Annotated in this window: 17 protein-coding genes and 1 riboswitch; of the genes, 8 read left to right on the forward strand and 9 right to left on the reverse strand. The window is 71.4% G+C overall.

Annotated elements, in window-relative coordinates; translation table 11 throughout:
* Positions 1 to 35: 35 nt before the first annotated feature.
* Complete coding sequence (locus OG623_RS26555) at positions 36 to 92, reverse strand: trp operon leader peptide (RefSeq protein ID WP_124277238.1); 57 nt, start codon at positions 90 to 92, stop codon at positions 36 to 38.
* A 104-nt stretch (positions 93 to 196) separates the two neighbouring features.
* Between OG623_RS26555 and OG623_RS26560 the strand changes: the two genes are divergently transcribed.
* Together OG623_RS26560 and OG623_RS26565 are read left to right on the forward strand one after the other, a co-directional pair.
* On the forward strand, positions 197 to 1,543 hold the full coding sequence (locus tag OG623_RS26560; protein ID WP_406149830.1) for a class II 3-deoxy-7-phosphoheptulonate synthase: 1,347 nt from the start codon (positions 197 to 199) through the stop codon (positions 1,541 to 1,543).
* Between the two features lie 163 nt (positions 1,544 to 1,706).
* On the forward strand, positions 1,707 to 1,976 hold the full coding sequence (locus OG623_RS26565; RefSeq protein WP_406149832.1) for a bacterioferritin-associated ferredoxin: 270 nt from the start codon (positions 1,707 to 1,709) through the stop codon (positions 1,974 to 1,976).
* Positions 1,977 to 1,979: 3 nt separating this feature from the next.
* On the opposite strand, the gene bfr is transcribed toward OG623_RS26565, so the two are convergent.
* Positions 1,980 to 2,459, reverse strand: a complete 480-nt coding sequence (gene bfr, locus OG623_RS26570; RefSeq protein ID WP_362887043.1) for a bacterioferritin — start codon at positions 2,457 to 2,459, stop codon at positions 1,980 to 1,982.
* Positions 2,460 to 2,615: 156 nt separating this feature from the next.
* On the opposite strand from bfr, the gene OG623_RS26575 reads away from it, so the two are divergent.
* Positions 2,616 to 3,248 (forward strand): sulfite oxidase-like oxidoreductase, encoded by a 633-nt coding sequence (locus OG623_RS26575; RefSeq protein ID WP_406149834.1) that lies wholly within the window; start codon positions 2,616 to 2,618, stop codon positions 3,246 to 3,248.
* Positions 3,249 to 3,266: 18 nt separating this feature from the next.
* Here the strand turns inward: OG623_RS26575 and OG623_RS26580 are convergent, their stop codons facing one another.
* The 5 genes from OG623_RS26580 to thiO all read right to left on the reverse strand — a co-directional run bounded on the left by OG623_RS26580 (position 3,267) and on the right by thiO (position 8,459).
* Positions 3,267 to 4,130, reverse strand: a complete 864-nt coding sequence (locus OG623_RS26580) for a deoxyribonuclease IV (RefSeq protein ID WP_406149835.1) — start codon at positions 4,128 to 4,130, stop codon at positions 3,267 to 3,269.
* A gap of 22 nt (positions 4,131 to 4,152) precedes the next feature.
* Entirely contained in the window at positions 4,153 to 6,075 is a 1,923-nt protein-coding gene (gene pknB, locus OG623_RS26585; protein WP_406149836.1) for a Stk1 family PASTA domain-containing Ser/Thr kinase, read from the reverse strand.
* Between the two features lie 127 nt (positions 6,076 to 6,202).
* Positions 6,203 to 6,997 carry a thiazole synthase gene (locus OG623_RS26590; protein WP_406149837.1) on the reverse strand — a complete coding sequence of 265 codons (795 nt, stop codon included), beginning with the start codon at positions 6,995 to 6,997 and terminating at the stop codon, positions 6,203 to 6,205.
* A 2-nt stretch (positions 6,998 to 6,999) separates the two neighbouring features.
* On the reverse strand, positions 7,000 to 7,260 hold the full coding sequence (gene thiS / locus OG623_RS26595) for a sulfur carrier protein ThiS (RefSeq protein ID WP_406149838.1): 261 nt from the start codon (positions 7,258 to 7,260) through the stop codon (positions 7,000 to 7,002).
* Positions 7,257 to 8,459: a glycine oxidase ThiO gene (gene thiO / locus OG623_RS26600; protein WP_406149839.1), complete on the reverse strand. Its 1,203-nt coding sequence runs from the start codon at positions 8,457 to 8,459 to the stop codon at positions 7,257 to 7,259. The genes thiS and thiO overlap by 4 nt, the downstream gene beginning before the upstream one ends.
* Positions 8,457 to 8,569: riboswitch (TPP riboswitch) on the reverse strand. It overlaps the preceding gene by 3 nt.
* 82 nt (positions 8,570 to 8,651) lie before the next feature.
* Between thiO and OG623_RS26605 the strand changes: the two genes are divergently transcribed.
* From OG623_RS26605 to OG623_RS26625, 5 genes are all read left to right on the forward strand, one after another.
* Positions 8,652 to 9,890, forward strand: coding sequence for an NAD(P)/FAD-dependent oxidoreductase (locus OG623_RS26605; protein ID WP_406149841.1), 1,239 nt, complete (start codon positions 8,652 to 8,654; stop codon positions 9,888 to 9,890).
* Positions 9,891 to 9,962: 72 nt separating this feature from the next.
* Positions 9,963 to 10,328, forward strand: coding sequence for an Rv2175c family DNA-binding protein (locus OG623_RS26610; RefSeq protein WP_406149842.1), 366 nt, complete (start codon positions 9,963 to 9,965; stop codon positions 10,326 to 10,328).
* Positions 10,329 to 10,473: 145 nt separating this feature from the next.
* Positions 10,474 to 11,124, forward strand: coding sequence for a thiamine phosphate synthase (gene thiE, locus OG623_RS26615; RefSeq protein ID WP_406149843.1), 651 nt, complete (start codon positions 10,474 to 10,476; stop codon positions 11,122 to 11,124).
* A 106-nt stretch (positions 11,125 to 11,230) separates the two neighbouring features.
* A complete protein-coding gene (gene metF, locus OG623_RS26620) occupies positions 11,231 to 12,148 on the forward strand; it encodes a methylenetetrahydrofolate reductase [NAD(P)H] (protein ID WP_406149844.1) in 918 nt (305 codons plus the stop codon).
* 50 nt (positions 12,149 to 12,198) lie between these two features.
* On the forward strand, positions 12,199 to 13,194 hold the full coding sequence (locus tag OG623_RS26625; protein ID WP_406149846.1) for a hypothetical protein: 996 nt from the start codon (positions 12,199 to 12,201) through the stop codon (positions 13,192 to 13,194).
* 36 nt (positions 13,195 to 13,230) lie between these two features.
* Here OG623_RS26625 and OG623_RS26630 read toward each other — a convergent pair whose 3' ends face one another.
* Positions 13,231 to 14,727 (reverse strand): phytoene desaturase family protein, encoded by a 1,497-nt coding sequence (locus OG623_RS26630; protein ID WP_406149848.1) that lies wholly within the window; start codon positions 14,725 to 14,727, stop codon positions 13,231 to 13,233.
* 10 nt (positions 14,728 to 14,737) lie between these two features.
* A complete protein-coding gene (locus OG623_RS26635; RefSeq protein ID WP_406149849.1) occupies positions 14,738 to 15,328 on the reverse strand; it encodes a DUF4126 domain-containing protein in 591 nt (196 codons plus the stop codon).
* Positions 15,329 to 15,576: the final 248 nt, after the last annotated feature.

A 15,576-nucleotide genomic window follows, 5' to 3' on the forward strand; every position in this document is an offset into this window, starting at 1 on the left:
CGGGCGGCCTTCGCGAAGTCTGTACGCGCGATGAGTCAGCGGGCCGCCGGATGAGCGGTCCACCACCAGTTCTGGGTCGTCTGCGCGAACATGCCACGTACCCTAGCGGAAGCGGAGTACGGATGAGCGCGTGTCTCAATTGTTGAGCGGGCGGACGGACCGCACCCGCCGACCCCGTAGTGTTGTCGAGGTGACCGTGAACGCCAATACCTCCGTCGCCGGTGGCCACACCTGGCGAGACCTTCCCGCGGCGCAGCAGCCCGAGTACCCCGATGCCGAGGCTCTGCGCGATGTACTCGCGGACCTCGAGTCGTATCCTCCGCTCGTCTTCGCCGGCGAGTGCGACCAACTGCGCGCCCGTCTGGGAGCCGTCGCCGAGGGCGAGGCGTTCCTGCTCCAGGGCGGCGACTGCGCCGAAGCCTTCGACGCGGTGTCCGCCGAGCACATCAGGGCCAAGCTGAAGACGCTGCTCCAGATGAGCGCCGTCCTGACGTACGCCGCCTCGGTGCCGGTCGTCAAGATCGGCCGTATCGCGGGGCAGTACTCCAAGCCGCGCTCCAAGCCGACCGAGACCCGCGACGGCGTGACCCTGCCGACCTACCGCGGTGACTCCGTCAACGGCTTCGAATTCACCGAAGCGGCCCGGATCCCGGACCCCGAGCGGCTGAAGCAGATGTACCACGCGTCCGCTTCCACCCTGAACCTGGTGCGTGCCTTCACCACCGGCGGCTATGCCGACCTGCGCCAGGTGCACGCCTGGAACCAGGACTTCGTGAAGTCATCGCCGTCCGGGCAGCGTTACGAGGCCCTGGCCCGCGAGATCGACAACGCGCTGAACTTCATGAAGGCCTGCGGCACGGACCCGGCCGAGTTCAAGGCCGTCGAGTTCTACGCCTCGCACGAGGCGCTGCTCCTTGACTACGAGTCGTCGCTGACCCGCACCGACTCGCGCACCGGCCGGCTGTACGACACCTCGGCCCACATGGTCTGGATCGGTGAGCGCACCCGCCAGATGGACGGCGCGCACATCGAGTTCGCCTCGAAGATCCGCAACCCCATCGGGATCAAGCTCGGCCCGACGACCACCGTCGACGACGCCCTCGGCTACATCGACCGCCTCGACCCCGAGCGCGAGCCGGGCCGGCTGACCTTCGTCGTCCGCATGGGCGCCGACAAGGTGCGCGACAAGCTCCCCGAGCTGGTCGACAAGGTCACCGCCTCCGGTGCCAAGGTGGTCTGGGTGACCGACCCGATGCACGGAAACACCTTCGAGGCCGCGTCGGGCCACAAGACGCGCCGCTTCGACGACGTCCTGGACGAGGTCAAGGGCTTCTTCGAGGTGCACAAGGAGCTCGGGACGCACCCCGGCGGCATCCACGTCGAGCTCACGGGTGACGATGTCACCGAGTGCGTCGGCGGCGGCCACGAGATCTTCGTGGACGATCTGCACCAGCGCTACGAGACGGCCTGCGACCCGCGCCTCAACCGCAGCCAGTCCCTCGACCTGGCCTTCCTGGTCGCCGAGATGTACCGCGACCAGTAGGACCGCACCCGTGTGGTGAAGCCCGTGGGGCACGGATCGATGTGATCCGTGCCCCACAGGCGTAACGGGGCTTTACGTACGCGTGCTCGCGGGTAAGGTTAGGTTAGCCTCACCGAATGGATCGGGACGGCGCAGCGACCGAACCCGTCGGGAGGTGAACCGCATGTACGTCTGCTCCTGCTTCGGGATCACGGAGGACCAGGTCAAGCAGCATGCGGACGGCGGAGCGTGCACGCCTCGCCAGATCGCCTCCGCCTGCAAGGCCGGCACCGACTGCGGCGGCTGCGTCCGCCGGATCCAGGCGCTGCTGGGCCGAGGCAGCTGCCCCCGCCGTGAGCTCGTCGAAGGGCGTACGGCGCCGGAGGGCGCCACGGCAGGAGTGCCCCTCGCTCTCGGCAGCACGCCGGATGTCAGGCTTTCCGACGCCGCCTGAGGATCAGCTGTCCGGCTGCTCGATCACCTGGGCGATGTAGAGCGGCTCACCGAGCTTCTCGACCAGATCCAGCTGGGTGTCGAGATAGTCGATGTGATGCTCCTCGTCCTCCAGGATGGACTCGAAGATGTTCGCCGACGTGATGTCGCTCTTGCCGCGCATTACCTCGATGCCACGCCTGAGGCGATCGATCGCCTCCACCTCGATCTGACGGTCGGCCTGGAACATCTCGGTGACCGTCTGGCCGACCCGCACATGGAAGAGCCGCTGATAGTTGGGCAGCCCGTCCAGGAACAGGATCCGGTCGGTCAGGATCTCCGCGTGCTTCATCTCGTCGAACGATTCCGCCCTGGTGTACTTGGCGAGCTTCGTCCAGCCGAAGTTGTCCTGCATCTTCGCGTGCAGGAAGTACTGATTGATGGCAGTCAATTCGGCGGTCAGCTGTTCGTTCAGGAACTCGATGACCTCGGGGTCGCCCTGCATCGCAGAGGCTCCTTCCAACCGGTGAACCAGGCATGTTTGCGCGCATCCTCGCATCGCGCCGTCACGGCCGTCCAGTAAGTGCACGCTTAGTATGAGTTGCCCGAATCGACTCTCCCCTGGTCATGACCACCCCTGCCTGTCTGTCACCATGGAGGTATGGGTCAGCCGGAAAGCCGGGTAAGCGGCACAGCAGAGCAAGCCGGGCTTCCGCCGGGGCAACGGCTGCAGCGCGGCTGGCCGGTCACCCATTACGGGCCTGTTCCCAAGTTCAAACCGGACCGCTGGGAGTTCCGGGTCTTCGGGGCGACGGCCGACGGCGACAAGCACTGCTGGAATCACCAGGAATTCACAGCACTGCCCTTCTCGTCCGTCGTCGCCGATCTCCACTGCGTGACGAAATTCAGCATGCTCGGAGCCGAATGGGGCGGAATCCTGGCGCGCGACGTGGTGGAACTCGCGCCGCCCGCGCCCGAAGTCACCCATGTCATGGTCTGGGCCGAATACGGATTCAGCTCGAATCTGCGTATCGCCGACTTCGTATCGGAGCGCACGCTCTTCGCCACCCATAAGGACGGCGAACTGCTCACCGCGGAACACGGATTTCCGCTGCGCCTCGTCGTACCCGACCTGTATGCCTGGAAGGGGCCCAAATGGGTCCGGGGCATCGAATACATGCAGGCCGACCGCCGTGGTTTCTGGGAAGAACGCGGATACCACAACATCGGCGACCCGTGGAGCGAGCAGCGCTACTCCTACCAGGAGGAGCCCGGGGACGGCCCCGAGCTCTGAGCCCCGGCAGGCCCCGGCTCAGCCGACGACGGAGCCCCGGAGCTCCTTCAGCCGCGCCACGTCCGCCGCGTGACCCTCCTTGCCGCCGGGCGTCTCGATGATCAGCGGCACGCCTTCGGCCGCCGGGTGCGAGAACAGCTCGCGGAACGGCCCGGCACCGATATGACCGGCGCCGATGTTCTCGTGCCGGTCCTTGTGGGCGCCCACCACGTCCTTGGAGTCATTGGCGTGGATCAGCTTCAGCCGACCGTCGCCGACCGTGTCGACCAGGAGATCCAGGGTCTGCCGCATGCCGACGGGCCCGGTCAGGTCATGGCCCGCCGCGTAGATGTGGCAGGTGTCCAGACAGACACCCAGCCTGGGGTGGGAGTCCAGCGCCTCGAAATACGGGCCGAAGTCCCAGGTGCGCGAACAGAGCGAGGAGCCCTGTCCCGCGGTCGACTCCAGCAGCAGGAACGGATCGTCGTCCCGCGTCAGCTCGTCCAGCAGCGGAAGCATGTGCGTACGCACCTGGGCGAGTGCCACCTCGCGCGGGCGTCCGCCGGTCGCCGAGCCGGTGTGCACCACCACCCCCAGGGCGCCGATCTCCCGGGCCCGGCGCAGCGAGTGGCGCAGGGACAGGACCGACCGCTCGACGGTGGCCTCGGTGTGCGAACCGAAGTTGATCAGATACGGGGCGTGGACGTACGCGGGAATCGACCTGGCCGCGCACTCCGAGCGGAACAGCTCGTCCTGCACCGGATTCCCCGGCGGTGTCGCCCAGCCGCGCGGGTTGGCGACGAAGACCTGTACGGTCTCCGCCGCCAACTCCTGGGCGTAGCCGAGGCCGATCTTGGCGAGTCCGCCGGCCACGGGAACGTGGCCGCCGATGGGGTTGCGCATGTGGTGCCGGTCCTCGGGGTCGCTACAGGGTCTTGGTCTTGATCGTGATCGTGGAGCCTTCGGCGGCCCTCTCGCCGCCCTCCACCGACTGGCTCTTGACCGTGTCGCTGAAGGAGAGGAGCGGGCGGTCGACCTTGACCTCGAACCCCGCGTCCTCCAGGGCGTCGCGGGCCTCGTCGACGTCCTTGCCCGTGACATCGGGGACCTCGACCATACGCGGGCCCTTGGAGACCGTCAGCTCCACGGTGTCGCCCTCGGCGGCCTCCGCGCCGTCCCCGGGCGACTGCCGGGCGATGTCGCCCGGGACCTCGGGGGAGTTGACCCGGTCGGGCAGCACCTTCGCCTTCAGCCCCTCCTCGTCCAGAGCGGCCGTGGCGTCCTCGACGGAGAGGCCGGTGACATCGGGCACGTCGACGGGGCTGCCCTTGCTGACGACCAGGGCGACCGCCGAGTCGGGGTGACGCTCGGTGCCTGCCCGAGGATCCGTACGGATCACCTTGCCCCGGTCGATCTCCTCGCTGAACTCCCGGGTCGCCATTCCGGGCGCGAGCCCCGTCTTCGTCAGCTCCCGCCGGGCGTCGGCAAGGGCGAGCCCCTCGACATCGGGAACCTTCACGATCTCGGGGCCGCGCGAGATCACCAGCTGCACCGAGACGTTGCCCCGGATCCGCTCGCCGGAACCGGGATCGCTGCTGATCACCGTGCCGCGCTTCACCGTGTCGCTGTAGGCGCGCTCGACACCCTTCAGCTCGATGCCCTCGTCGGCGAGCCGCTTCTCCGCCACGCTCCGGGTCTGGCCCAGGAGGGACGGGACCCGGGTGAACTGGCCCGAGTTGATGTACCAGACGCCCGCGCCGGTCCCCAGCACCAGCAGGACGGCGACGACCACGGCGAGCATCCCGCGCCGGCCACGGACCGCGAACGGTCCGAGCCGCCCGCGCCCGGGCCGGCGGGGCGAGGACGGGGGCATGTCCAGCCGGCTGGTGTGGTGCGCGGTGCCCTGGCCTGCCGGGATCACCCGGGGGATCACGCTCGTACGGTCATCGGCCGCGTCGTGCTCGACCGAGACGGCACCCGGAGGCATCGCGTCGAGCTGCTCGTCGGTGAGGGCCGCCCGTATCTCACGGGACCGGGCCAGCAGGGCCACGGCGTCGGACGGACGGCCGCCAGGGGCGCGCGCCGTCGCGGCTGCGACCAGCTCGTCAAGACCGGCGGCCAGGCCGGGAACGGCGCGGGAAGGCGCCGGGACGTCCTCGTTCAGATGCTGGTAGATGACCTGGGCGGCGGTGTCCCCGCTGTGGGGCTTGCCGCCGGTCAGCATCTCGTAGAGCACGACACCGCAGGCGTACACATCGGACCTGGTGTCGGCCGTGCCCTGCTCGATCTGCTCCGGCGCGAGATACGAGACCGTGCCGAGCAGCGAGCCGGTGGTGTCCGTGGAGGTGCCCACCGCGCGCACGAGCCCGAAGTCGGCGACCTTCACCCGGCCGTCGTCCCCGATCAGGACGTTCTCCGGCTTCATGTCGCGGTGGACGAAGCCCGCGCGGTGCGCGGCCCCGAGAGCCGCCAGTACCGGTTCGAGGATGTCCAGCGCGGCCCGGGGCTGGAGCGCCCCGCGCTCGCGCAGGACATCGCGCAGGGTGCACCCGGCGACGTACTCCATCGCCAGGTAGACGTACGCGCCCTGGGCGCCCTGGTCGAAGACGGCCACCACATTGGGGTGGGCGAGCCGGGCGACGGACTTGGCCTCGCGGATGAAGCGCTCGACGAACGCCGCGTCGGTCGCCAGCGCCGGATGCATCACCTTGAGGGCGAGCACCCGGTCGAGCCGGGTGTCCATGGCCCGGTAGACCGTGGCCATGCCACCGACGGCGATGCGTGCGTCGATCCGGTAGCGGCCGTCGAGCAGCTGCCCGACGAGGGGGTCCTGGAGGGTCGTGTCCACGGTGCGAGTCTACGAGCTGCCACGGACACGACGGGATGGGCCAGGTGTTCCGGGGACCGTTCCGGTGCCGAGCCGTGACAGGGACATGTGCATGTTGTGACGGGAGGGAGCCGCGGCTGCCCGGACCTCAGAACGCCGGGCGCTCCGGATCCAGCACCGCGCGGCCCGCCACGGGTGAGGACGCCTCGGCGAAATGACGGCGCGGGATGCGTCCCGCCCGGTACGCCAGGCGCCCGCCGTCCACCGCGTGCCGCATCGCCGCCGCCATCAGCTCGGGCTCCTGCGCCCGGGTCACCGCCGACGCGAGCATCACGGCGGCACAGCCCAGCTCCATCGCCAGCGCCGCGTCCGATGCGGTGCCCGCGCCGGCGTCCAGGATCACCGGGACCCCGGCCTGCTCGACGATCAGCTGGAAGTTGTGCGGATTGCGGATGCCGAGCCCGGAGCCGATGGGGGAGCCCAGCGGCATGATCGCCGCGCACCCCACGTCCTCGAGCTTGCGGGCCAGGACCGGGTCGTCATTGGTGTACGGCAGGACCGTGAAGCCGTCGTCGACCAGGATCTCGGCGGCGTCCAGCAGCTCGACGGGGTCGGGCAGCAGGGTCCGCTCGTCGGCCACGACCTCCAGCTTGATCCAGTCGGTGCCCAGCGCCTCCCTGGCCAGCCGGGCGGTGAGCACGGCCTCGCCCGCCGTGAAGCAGCCCGCCGTGTTCGGCAGGACCTGGATGGAGAGGCGTTCCAGGACGGAGAGCACGGAGCCCTGCACGGTCGGGTCGAGCCGGCGCATCGCCACGGTGGTCAGCTCGGTGCCCGAGGCGATCAGGGAGCGCTCCAGCACATCGAGGCTGGGCGCCCCGCCCGTTCCCATGATCAGCCGGGACGAGAACGCGGTGGGCCCCAGGGTGAAGAGATCGTCGGACATGGTCAGCCTCCCTGGACCGCGGTGAGGACCTCGACGCGGTCGCCGTCGGCGAGCGTGGTGGCGGACCACTGTCCACGCGGGACGACGGCCTCGTTGACCGCGGCGGCGACCCCGGAGGGCGCGGTGGTCAGCGCCCCGACCAGGGTGTCCAGCGCGGTGCCCACGGGGACGGCGCGGTCTTCCCCGTTGACGGACACGGACACGGATGCGGATGTGGAGGCGGACACGGATGCGGGACCGGTGGCGGGCACGGGCTGTGTCATACGGGCTGCTCCTGCGACGCGTGGGCGGTGTCTTCGGGGGAACGTGGCCTGGCGTCCGCGGCGAAGCGGCGCGGCGAGAAGGGGCGGCCGAGCTCGGGCAGCTCGCTCGTGGTCAGCACCTCGGCCATCACCTCGCCCGTGACGGGGGTCAGCAGCACCCCGTTGCGGTGGTGCCCGGTGGCGAGGTGCAGACCGGGCAGCGCGGTGGGGCCCAGCAGCGGCGCGTTGTCGGGCGATGCGGGGCGCAGACCGGCCCGGGTCTCGGTCAGCGGGAGCTCGGTGATGCCGGGCACCAGCTCATGGGCGTCCCGCAGCAGCTCGTACACCCCGCCGGCGGTGACCGTGGTGTCCCAGCCCAGCTCCTCGGTGGTCGCACCGACCACCAGCTCGCCGTTGGCACGCGGGACCAGATAGACATGGCTGCCGCGTACGACGGCCCGCACGGTCCTGCTCAGGAAGGGGGCGTACGCGGGCGGCACGGTCAGCCGCAGCACCTGCCCCTTGACCGGGCGTACGGGCGGCACGACCGACTCGGGCAGCCCTTCCAGCCGGCCGCTGAGGCTGCCGCCCGCGAGCACCACCTGGCCTGCGGCGAGCCGCGTACCGTCCGCAAGGACGACGCCCGTCGCCCTGCCGTCCGTGACGGAGAGCCGCTGGACCCAGGCGCGGCGGAAGTCCACCCCCGCCCGCTCGCACGCGGTCAGCAGGGCCGAAGCCAGCCGCCTGGGGTCCACCTGGTGGTCGCCGTCGACCCGCAGCCCGCCGCGAACGCCGGGGGCGAGCATCGGCTCCAGCCGGCGGCACTCACGGCCGCTCAGCCACTCGGACTCCAGCCCGGATCGCTGCTGCAGCGCGTGCAGCTCCCGCAGATGCGCCCGGTCGTCGGAGTCCAGCGCGACGGACAGGGTGCCGCAGGCACGGAAGCCGGTCTCCTGCCCGCTCGCCTCCTCCAGCTCGGCGACGAACGCCGGATAGCGCGCCGCGGAGGCCACGTTGAGGCCGAGCAGCGTCTGCTCGCCGTAGTGGAGTTCGGTGACGGCCGCGAGCATCCCGGCCGCGACCCGGGCCGCGCCGCCGCCCGGTCCCGGATCGGCCAGCGTGGTGCTCAGACCCTGCTGGGCGGACCGCCAGGCGGTCACCAGACCGATGATGCCGCCCCCGACGACCAGGACGTCGGAGCTGCTCGTGGAGATACGCATGGGCGTCCAGCCCCTCCCTTCGCCGGCATGACCCGGATCAGGTTCGTACGGTCGGAGGCCGGTCAGCCTCCCTCTCAGCCCGGTACGTCCGGGCTCCCGCGAGTCTCTTACGGTGGCCAGCCTAGACCCCGCCCCCGACAGCCGGACACGGGCCCGGGAACCGGCGCCCCTTCAGGTCATTAGGGTGGACGGGTGAGCGAGCAGACACCGGAACCGGCACCGGGACAGCCGGCGCGCGCCGTCGTGATCGTGGGCGCCGGCATGGCCGGTGTGCAGACGGCCGTGGCCCTGCGCGAACAGGGCTTCACGGGCCGGGTCACCGTGATCGGCGCGGAACCGCACCAGCCGTACGACAGGCCGCCGCTCTCCAAGGCGATCCTGCTCGGCGAGGCGGAGCACTCCGCCTTCGACATCGACTTCGAGGCCCTGGACATCACCCTGCGCCTGGGGCTCCATGTGACCGGCCTGCGCGCCGGCGCGCACGAGGTGGACACCCTGGAAGGCCCCGTCCCCTACGACGCGCTGGTCATCGCCACCGGCGCGGAACCCGTCGCACTGCCCGGTTCCGACGGCGTGCCCGGTGTCCATCTGCTGCGCACCCTCGACGACGCCGCGCGGCTGCGGCCCATCCTCGACCAACAGCACGACGTGGTCGTCGTCGGAGCGGGCTGGATCGGCGCCGAGTTCGCCACGGCGGCCCGCGCCGCCGGCTGCGTGGTCACCGTCGTGGAGGCCGCGGACCGTCCCCTGGCGGGCACGCTGCCCGCCGAGGTCGCCGCGCCGATGACCCGCTGGTACGCCGAGAGCGGAGCCGATCTCCTCACCGGCGCCCGGGTCGCCCGCGTCGGACAGGGCGCCGTCCATCTGTCGGACGGCCGGGTGATCCCCGCGGGGGCGGTGGTCGTCGGCATCGGCGCCCGGCCCGCCACCGGGTGGCTCGCGGGCTCGGGCATCGAGCTCGGCCCGGACGGCTCGGTCGTCGCGGACAGCTCGCTGCGCGCCTCGCTGCCCGATGTCCACGCGGTGGGCGACTGCGCCTCCTTCCCTTCCGCCCGCTACGGCGAGCGGCTGCTGGTCCATCACTGGGACAACGCCCTTCAGGGGCCCAGGACGGTCGCCGCCGCCCTCGCGAGCGGTGAGGCGGGCACGTACGACCCGGTGCCCTACTTCTGGTCCGAGCAGTTCGGCCGCTTCGTGCAGTACGCCGGCCATCACGCCGGAGCCGACACGCTGCTGTGGCGGGGCGACCCGGCCGAGGCGTCCTGGACGGTGCTCTGGCTGCGGCAGGGGGTGCTGGTCGCCGTACTGGCCGTCAGCAGGCCCCGTGACCTGACACAGGGGCGCAAGCTCGTCGAAGCGGGGGCGCGCATCGATCCGGCGCGGGCCGCGGACTCCTCCGTACCGCTGAAATCCACGGTGCGGAACGCCTGAGGGCACCGACCACCCGCCTCGTACGCCCTGCCCGGCTACCGACTGTCGGTCCGGGATGGCACGCTTGTCCTTGTGACCGAGATTGACGCAAAGATCGATGCTCTCGTCCCCGCCTGGCTCCACCTTCCCGACATCGCGGAAATGCTCGATGTCGAGGTGACGCGCGTACGGCAGCTGGTCAAGGAAGGCCAGCTGATCGCCGTGCGACGTGGTGAGAACCGGACGCTCCAGGTGCCTGCCGCCTTCATCGACGGCACCAGGGTGGTCAAGGGTCTCGCAGGGACCCTGACGCTCCTGAGGGACGACGGCTACAACGACGAAGAGATGCTGGACTGGCTCTTCACCCCCGACCCGAGCCTGCCCGGCACCCCGGCGCAGGCCCTGAGTGAGAATCGCGGTACGGAGGTGAAGCGCCGGGCCCAGGCGCTCGCCGTCTGACCGGACAACCGTGAGGCGGGGTGCGGGCCGTGACACACACGGCCCGCACCCCGCTGTCATGGGGCTTCCGGCACATCCGAAGTGATCCGGCCGATCCGGCCGATCCAACGACGCACCGAACTACGCACCGACGGGGGATTTCACCATGTCCACGCTCCGTGACCGGCTTTCCGACGCCCGGCTCTATCTGTGCACCGACGCCCGCAAGAGGCAGGGTGACCTCCCGGAGTTCCTCGACGCCGCGCTGTCCGGCGGGGTGGACATCGTGCAGCTGCGGGACAAGGGCATGGAGGCGGCCGAGGAGCTCGAACACCTCGCGGTCCTCGCCGACGCAGCCAAGCGCCACGGAGCGCTTCTCGCCGTGAACGACCGTGCCGATGTGGCCCATGCCATCGGCTCCGACGTGCTGCACCTCGGGCAGGGCGATCTGCCGGTGCCCGCGGCCCGCGCCGTCGTCGGCGACGACGTGGTGATCGGCCGCTCCACCCACGCCGAGGCCGAGGTCGACGCCGCCGTCGCCCAGCCGGGCGTCGACTACTTCTGCACGGGCCCCTGCTGGCCCACCCCCACCAAGCCCGGCAGGCACGCCCCGGGCCTCGGCCTCGTGCGCTACGCCGCCTCGCTCGGCACGACCCGGCCCTGGTTCGCCATCGGCGGGATCGACGCCGGGAATCTCGACGAGGTGCTGGACGCCGGCGCACGTCGCGTCGTCGTCGTGCGGGCGATCACCGAGGCGCGGGATCCGGCCGAGGCAGCCGCCTCGCTCGCGCGGCGCATCCGGGCGCGCGCGGCCTGACCCGGGGCGCCGCGGAGGTGTCCGAGGGGTGGACACGACCCCCCGCATTCCGGTCAATTCGGTCCCTGTGGTTGGGGTACCGCCGGGCCCTGGTTAACCTCCCAGTATGGCCCTAGGTACACCTTCCACCAGGACAGATCACGCACGGACCGTGCGTGAGCTGCTCGCGTCCGGCGAGACGTCGTTCTCGTTCGAGTTCTGGGCGCCCAAGACCGAGAAGGGCGAGCGGAATCTCTGGAACGCCCTGCGCCGGGTCGAGGCGGTGGGACCGAGTTTTGTCTCCGTGACGTACGGGGCCGGCGGTTCGACCCGCGCCGGGACGGTCAGGGCGACCCAGCAGATCGCCGCCGACTCCACACTGACGCCGGTCGCGCACCTCACCGCCGTCGACCACTCCGTGGCCGAGCTGCGCAACATGGTCGGGCAGTACGCGGACGCCGGCATCCGCAACATCCTCGCGGTGCGCGGCGACCCGCCCGGCGACCCGATGGGAGAGTGGATCGAACACCCGCAGGGTGTGCGGTACGCGGCGGACCTGGTCCGGCTGATCAAGGAAGCCGGTGATTTCTGCGTCGGCGTCGCGGCTTTTCCCGAAATGCATCCGCGGTCCACCGACTGGGACTCCGACATCGGGCATTTCGTGGACAAGTGCCGTGCCGGTGCCGACTATGCGATCACCCAGATGTTCTTCCACCCGGAAAGCTATCTGCAGATGCGTGACCGTGTGGTCGCTGCGGGTTGCGAAACCCCGGTCATTCCCGAGGTGATGCCGCTCACCAGCGTCAAACAGGTGGAAAGATTCGCACAGCTCAGCAACGCGTCCCTGCCCTCCTCGCTGAAGGAGCGCATCCTCGCCGCGCAGGACGACCCGGCCGCTGTACGCTCCATTGGCATCGAGTTCGCCACGGAGTTCTGCGCGAAACTGCTCTCCGAGGGTGTCCCTGGGTTGCACTTCATCACGCTCAACAACTCGACGGCGACACTCGAGATCTACGAGAATCTCGGACTGCACAAGCAGTCGTGACCGGCCGTACCCGCCACCAACCGGGGCGGTGGCCGTAGGAGGGGGCGGGCGTGGGCTGGACGGTCCTCTACATCGCATTCGGCATAGTGGCGTTGTGGCTGCTCGGCGAGGTGCTGCTGCAGTACAAGGCACGTCTGCGCTGGCGTCTGCTGGCCTTCGTCGGCTTCCTCGTCGTGGTCCTCGGTGTGCTGGTCCCCTCCGTGCCGGTGATCGCCCTCGGGGCGATCGCCTTCGCGACGGGCCAGACCTATGTGACGCTCTCCTTCCGGCGTGGCTTCTCGACGGGATGGGCGATCGGCGGCAGTCCGGGCGAGAGCCGACGCCGGCGGCGCGCGCCGGGCGGGGCAGCCGCGCCGAGCAGCCAGGAGCCCGTACTCGAGGTCTCAGACCTGGAGTACGGGGGATATGCCGCCGAAGGGCCGCAGACGGAACACGACCCTTCGGCCGGCCCCGCAGCGGTCTACGAGCCGGAGCCGCTGCCCGACGACACCGGGCAGTACGGCATCTACAGCGACCCCGCACCGGCCGGCCGGGACGACGGGCAGGCCCAGTACGGCGGGCAGCAGCCCCAGTACGCCGGCTACGACCCGTACAACGGCTACGGCCAGCCGGCCGCCCAGGACCCCTACGCGGGCCAGGGCGGCGGCTACTCGGGCCAGGACGGGCACCAGGACCCGCACCAGGACCAGGGCGCCTACGCCGGCCAGTACGGCTACGGCACGGACCAGACGGGGTACGCCGCGTACTCCGACCCGTACACCGGGACGGGGGCCGGGGCGGGCACCGACACGGGCACCGGGCAGTACGCCGCGTACGACAGCTACGGCGCCGGCTTCGACCCCCTGACCGACCCCTCCTACGGCACCGGGCAGCAGCCGGCCGACCCGTACGGCGGGCAGTACGTCGACACCCCGCCGGGCGGGGTGTGGGTCCCGCAGCAGCGTGAGAGCGACCAGTACCCCCCACTGCCGCCGGAAGCACCCGGCCGGCCCGCCCCGTACGGCAACGGCTACGACACCGGCCAGAACGACCCGTACCGCTACTGACCTGCCGACGGCGGGCCCGGGGGCACTCCCCCTCGCTCACCGGGAGCCGCGGAAGCCGTCACCCTCCACCACGAGCCCCGCGACCAGGGCACCCGACATCCCGGCGTGGGCAAGCCCGCCGCCGGGGTGGGACCAGCCGCCCGCCAGATACAGACCGGGCAGCGCGGTGCGGTTCCCGGGGTGCAGATATCCGCCCGCCGCCCCGGCCAGGGCCGGGGCGGGCACCGAACCGCCCTGGGCCCCGGTGTCCGACTCGGTCTCGGCGGGTGTGCGCACCTCGGCGTGGAGGATCCGCTCACGGAGGCCGGGAACGGCCTCGGCCGCCCGGACGATCACCGCGTCGGCGAACCGCTCGCGCAGGGCCGCGTCCGTCCAGTCGACCGGACCGTGCGGCGCCACCGTCACCGTCAGGGTCACCGCCTCGTGCTCCTCGTCGGGGCGGGTCGCCGGGTCGTCGGGACGCAGCACCGTCACCGTGGGCCGCTCCGCGACCCGGCCGCCGAACACCGCGTCCTGCTCGCCGGCCGGGTCAGCGGTGTGCACCACGGTCCGGTGGACGGCGCCGGCCTCCCGGGCGCCGCGCAGCGACAGCAGGACCATGAAGCGGCCCGGCACCGGTGCGTCGGGCGCCCCGGCGGGCGGCTCCTGCGGGACCGGGAGGAGGCCGGGCAACGGCCGCGCGCCCAGGACCACATGACCGGCGTCCATACTCCTGCCGTCCGCCAGCTCGATCCCGGCCGCCCGCCCGTCCTTCTCGGACACCCGGACCGCCTCGGCGCCGAAGACGAACTCCACCCCACGGGCCAGGCACCGTTCGTACACCGCGTCGGCCAGCGCGCGCATGCCCCCCGCGACGTACCACGTGCCGAACGTCTCCTCCATGTACGGCAGGAGGGCAGCGGCGGCCGGGGCGCGGCGCGGGTCGAGGCCGTACGACAGGGCGTAGCCGTCGAGCAGGGCCGCGAGGCGGGGGTCCGCCAGCTCCCGGGCGCCCACCTCGGCCACCGTCCCCGCCTGCCGGGCGGCGCGCAGCAGCCTGCGCCGGCGCACCGCGGGATAGGGATCACGGGCCAGCGTCAGCGGATCATCGGGCAGCGGCTCCTCCAGCAGCGGCCTGCGCGACCGGTCCCAGGCGGTGCCCGCCCGGCCCAGGAAGTCCCCCCAGCGGGCCCCGGCTCCCTCGCCGAGGGCCCTGTCGAGGGCGCCGACGACCCCGGCCCGCGAGGCGTTGGGCAGGGACACCGCTGTGCCGTCCGCGAAGAGATGGCGGCTCGCCGGGTCGACCTGGGAAAGCGTGACGCACTGCTCCAGGCTCTCCTTGCCCGTCTTCACGAACAGGTCGCGGTGGACCGCGGGCAGATGCAGCAGCCCGGGGCCGGTGTCGAAGACGAAGCCGTCTCGCGCATACCGGCCGAGCGAGCCGCCGTGCGTCGTCGACCGCTCGTACACCGTCACCCGGTGGCCTGCCACGGAGAGCCGGGCAGCCGCCGCCATCGCGCCGGTCCCGGCGCCGATCACCGCAATTCGTGCCATGTCAGTGACCCTAAGGGGTGCCACCGACAACGCGGCCCCGTGCCCTGCGTCGCAGGAACCGGCGGATCCGGGACGCCAGGAAGAGCACGGTCGCCAGGCCGAGCAGGAGCAGGACCGCGGCGATGACGGCCGCCGCCAGCGGGTGGAAGACCGCGAAGACGATGATCCCCGCGACGCCGAAGTCCTCGGCGACGCTGACTCCGATGTTGCTGAACGGTTCGGGCGAGGTGTTGACCGCCATTCTCGTGCCGGCCTTCACCAGATGGCTCAGCAGCGCGGTGGAACCGCCCACGGCTCCCGCCGCGAGCTGCGGCAGCGACCCGCTGTCGCCGGCCAGCAGAGCCGCGACGACCGCGCCCGCCACCGGCCGGATCACCGTGTGCGCGGCGTCCCAGGCGGAGTCCACGTACGGGATCTTGTCGGCCACCGCCTCGCACACGAACAGCACACCGGCGACCACGAGCACATCGGTGCGCTGGAGGGAGTCGGGTACCTCGTCGGTGAGACCGGTCGCGCCGAAGAGGCCGAGGAGGAGGACCACCGCGTAGGCGTTGATCCCGCTCGCCCAGCCGCTCGTGAACACCAGGGGGAGTACGGACACGGACGTGATCGTAGCCAGTCGCGGGGAGTGCCGGGTGAGCGCTGCCGCACAGGCCTGAGTACCTGTACCTAGTGCGGGAGATGAGTAGGGACGCGGATGGGCCGCCACCTGCGCGGACGGAAGAGTGGGGACCACGGAAAGGGCGCGGTGCCCGGACCGCCGGCACGGGGCGGCGGAACGGTGCGGCACCCCGGACGTAACGGGGGCGCACGAGCGGAGCTCCGGGACCACGGGGGAACACACGGGGT

This window comes from Streptomyces sp. NBC_01012 (genome assembly GCF_045162755.1).
In the GTDB taxonomy this organism is placed as follows: domain Bacteria; phylum Actinomycetota; class Actinomycetes; order Streptomycetales; family Streptomycetaceae; genus Streptomyces.

Excerpts from the sequence above, each read along its gene's own strand:
- OG623_RS26565 (WP_406149832.1), top strand. The coding sequence starts at position 1,707 with ATGTACGTCTGCTCCTGCTTCGGGATCACGGAGGACCAGGTCAAGCAG.
- bfr (WP_362887043.1), bottom strand. The coding sequence starts at position 2,459 with ATGCAGGGCGACCCCGAGGTCATCGAGTTCCTGAACGAACAGCTGACC.
- OG623_RS26575 (WP_406149834.1), top strand. The coding sequence starts at position 2,616 with ATGGGTCAGCCGGAAAGCCGGGTAAGCGGCACAGCAGAGCAAGCCGGG.
- OG623_RS26580 (WP_406149835.1), bottom strand. The coding sequence starts at position 4,130 with ATGCGCAACCCCATCGGCGGCCACGTTCCCGTGGCCGGCGGACTCGCC.
- OG623_RS26590 (WP_406149837.1), bottom strand. The coding sequence starts at position 6,997 with ATGTCCGACGATCTCTTCACCCTGGGGCCCACCGCGTTCTCGTCCCGG.
- thiS (WP_406149838.1), bottom strand. The coding sequence starts at position 7,260 with ATGACACAGCCCGTGCCCGCCACCGGTCCCGCATCCGTGTCCGCCTCC.
- thiO (WP_406149839.1), bottom strand. The coding sequence starts at position 8,459 with ATGCGTATCTCCACGAGCAGCTCCGACGTCCTGGTCGTCGGGGGCGGC.
- thiE (WP_406149843.1), top strand. The coding sequence starts at position 10,474 with ATGTCCACGCTCCGTGACCGGCTTTCCGACGCCCGGCTCTATCTGTGC.
- metF (WP_406149844.1), top strand. The coding sequence starts at position 11,231 with ATGGCCCTAGGTACACCTTCCACCAGGACAGATCACGCACGGACCGTG.
- OG623_RS26630 (WP_406149848.1), bottom strand. The coding sequence starts at position 14,727 with ATGGCACGAATTGCGGTGATCGGCGCCGGGACCGGCGCGATGGCGGCG.